A 2,935-nucleotide genomic window follows, 5' to 3' on the forward strand; every position below is an offset into this window, starting at 1 on the left:
ATAGAAGAATTACTGCCACATCGCTGGAAATCCAACTCAAATTAAAAAAATAGGCATGGGGTTCAGCGGACGCTTACATTCATTTCCAATCAAGTTATGTTTCAAGTGGCGTGCGAACACTGCACAATTTAATTCACGGTGCCTAAGACAGGTATCAACTTCGGACCAGCCATTCTAGCTTTGCTAATGATTTCCACCAGCTCATCATAAGTCAGTTCAAACTTATCCTCACTATCAAATACATAGACCATATTCTTGCCTTCATGTTCAGGTGGAGTAGGTGGTACAAATCGTTTCGGGATAAGAATTTGTGCGAGTTGTTCGTCAGTTAATTTAAATAAGTGCATGTTTTTATCCTACTCTTGGTAAGTCAGACCATTTGGTTAAATACGAAGGTGATCTAAGGTTTTGATTCATGTGCCATGTGGCTTCTTTATTGTTGGCAATGCCTAGCGTGACGAGATTCTTCCCAAACCGTTCACTGATGGCTTCGATGGCATCTGAAAGCCTTTCTCGCTCTTGCTTATGTGAATAGTCCGTGAATAGATCGGGCACAAACTTGGATTGATCTGTAATTTCGAGCAGCACGATTCCCGCCTTTTTATACTTAAAGCCTTTCTTAAATATCTGATCGATGCCTTTCATCGCGGCCTTGGTGATGAGCAGTAGATCATCCGTATGCTCATGCATTTGAACGACGATGTAAGGCGAGTAGCGCTCTGTATTATCAAAGCGACTGGTTTGGATATACACGCCGATCATCTTGCAGATTGAGCCATCTTCCCGCATTCGTTTCACGGCTCTGGCCACATAAAGCCGAACCGAAGCTTTAATGTCATCCATTTCATACACTGGGTTGCCATATGAACGGCTGCTGATGATTTGCTTCTTCGCTACAGTATCATCACTAAGGTCAATACAAGAAAGGCCCTGTAGCTCAAGCACCGTCTTTTCCATCACGATACTAAACTGCTTTTTGATTTCTTTAGGATTGGCATTGATCAGATCCAGCACAGATTGAACACCCATAGTATTGAGCTTCTTACAGTTCTGTCTGCCTACGCCCCAAACCTCAGACACATCAACCTGCGCGAGTAGCGTTTCTGTAGAGCATGGGTCCATATGGGCCAGATTACAGACCCCATTGAAGAACTTGTTTTTCTTGGCGAGATGATTGGCAATCTTGGCTTCGGTTTTAGAGCGACCAATTCCAATACAGCAGGGTAGGCCTAACCAACGCCAAGCCTTAGCCCTCATGTCTTGAGCATATACAGTCAGGTCAAATAGATGCTCGTAAGCTGTGAGCTTCAGAAAGCATTCATCAATGGAATAGACCTCTTGATCTCCTGGTGCAACATAGTCCCCAAGCAGCTCCATAAAGCGCTTGGACATTTCGCCATATAAGGAGAAATTACTGGATAGCACCTGAATGTTATGTTGTTTGATCAGCTCTTTAATTTGGAATACAGGAACACCCATCTTGATGCCTAAGTCTTTCGCTTCCTGGCTTCTGGCCACGGCACAGCCGTCATTGTTGCTGAGCACAATGGTTGGGCGATCATTCAAGGCAGGATTAAACACACGCTCACACGAGACGTAGCAATTATTCACGTCGACTAACGCGAATATTTCATTTTCACTTTGCATGGTTATTCTTCTTTTTATGAGCGGTGATAAATACGCTTTAAATTAAAAGTCACCACACCCCAGATTGATATGGTCTGACTATCATCAGGAATGATGTGATTGTAATTCGAATTTTCAGCCTTCAACCAAAGTTCTGGAAGCGGATAATCTTCATCTCCAAATATTTCTTTGATTTCAGACTTGGACATCTTATTGGTGATCATCAGCCGCTTAATGGTCGAGGCATTGTCATCAATCAGGGCAACCACGATATCGTAATGCTTGGCTTCAATACTGCGATCAATAATGATTGGATCATTAATCTCTAGGCCAGCATCGAGCATGGATTCACTGTCTACATAGGCAATAAAAGTAGAAATAGGGTTGTGAATCAGGAACTCATTCAGATCGAGTGCTTTGTCTTGCTCATCCTTGGTGCTGAAGGCCGGACCTGCAGGAATACGCTCTAAAGAGACGGGAATAGATACTTTGGATTTGGGTAGGACAGCAGTAAGCCCTAATTTTTCAACAAGCTCATTTTGAACAGCGATTTGTTCAAGCACGGTGTTGATGGTAGGACTTGGTTTACCCTCTGGACCCATGAGCTCTTGTAAAGATGACCATGCGTCGTCAGAGAAGTAAATAGGCAACTTCTTAGACATGAGATACTCCTACGCTACGAGGCGTGTTTGGAAGTAGAATTTGTTTAAATAGGATATTACTAACAGCGTTTAAAATTCAAATTTAAAAAGTTGTGGATAAACAAGGATGCGTCAGAATAAGACGTTTTGTTTCTGCTCATCGCGTGGAAATGTGACGAATTCATCGGGCATTTGAAAGAAATATTCATGCGCATGTTCATGATCGGCTGTTAGCCAGTCTTTTCTGTACTGTTCTGGAATAACGATGATGGATCGCTTCTCATCCTTCGGTGCATGGAATTGTTTCATAAAAGGGTGATGGTCCGAATTGATGGTCAACATTGAAAAGGAACGTACCTTATTGCCATTAATCACTGCATCATCATAGATCCCTGCAACAGTAAAAGGCTGATCATCTTTACGCTTGATGGTGTACCAGTGTGGCTTGTCATTGATGTATTTCGGCTCATAAAATTCTTGTACTGGGACTAGGCAGAACTTGCTGTACTTCCAAGCATGTCGAAAGCTAGGCTTATCTGCTACAGACTCAGTTCTGGCGTTATAAGTATGACTGCTGAACTTCAATTCTTTGTAAGCGTCCGCTGAACCCCATGCCTATTTTTTTAATTTGAGTTGGATTTCCAGCGATGTGGCAGTAATTCTTCTAT

3 protein-coding genes and 1 pseudogene are annotated in these 2,935 nt (G+C 42.6%); all 4 read right to left on the reverse strand.

Annotation, left to right across the window (positions count from 1 at the left end):
- Positions 1 to 128 precede the first annotated feature (128 nt).
- On the reverse strand, positions 129 to 347 hold the full coding sequence (locus GVV58_RS15045; RefSeq protein ID WP_000550047.1) for a hypothetical protein: 219 nt from the start codon (positions 345 to 347) through the stop codon (positions 129 to 131).
- 4 nt (positions 348 to 351) lie between these two features.
- Positions 352 to 1,647 (reverse strand): Y-family DNA polymerase, encoded by a 1,296-nt coding sequence (locus tag GVV58_RS15050; RefSeq protein ID WP_001190354.1) that lies wholly within the window; start codon positions 1,645 to 1,647, stop codon positions 352 to 354.
- A gap of 14 nt (positions 1,648 to 1,661) precedes the next feature.
- Entirely contained in the window at positions 1,662 to 2,288 is a 627-nt protein-coding gene (locus GVV58_RS15055; RefSeq protein WP_000038641.1) for a S24 family peptidase, read from the reverse strand.
- A gap of 111 nt (positions 2,289 to 2,399) precedes the next feature.
- Positions 2,400 to 2,867 (reverse strand): annotated as a pseudogene (locus GVV58_RS15060) (SOS response-associated peptidase family protein); the annotation flags it as partial.
- Positions 2,868 to 2,935: the final 68 nt, after the last annotated feature.

This window comes from Acinetobacter sp. 18QD2AZ41W, from assembly GCF_009829025.1.
Taxonomy (GTDB): domain Bacteria; phylum Pseudomonadota; class Gammaproteobacteria; order Pseudomonadales; family Moraxellaceae; genus Acinetobacter; species Acinetobacter pseudolwoffii.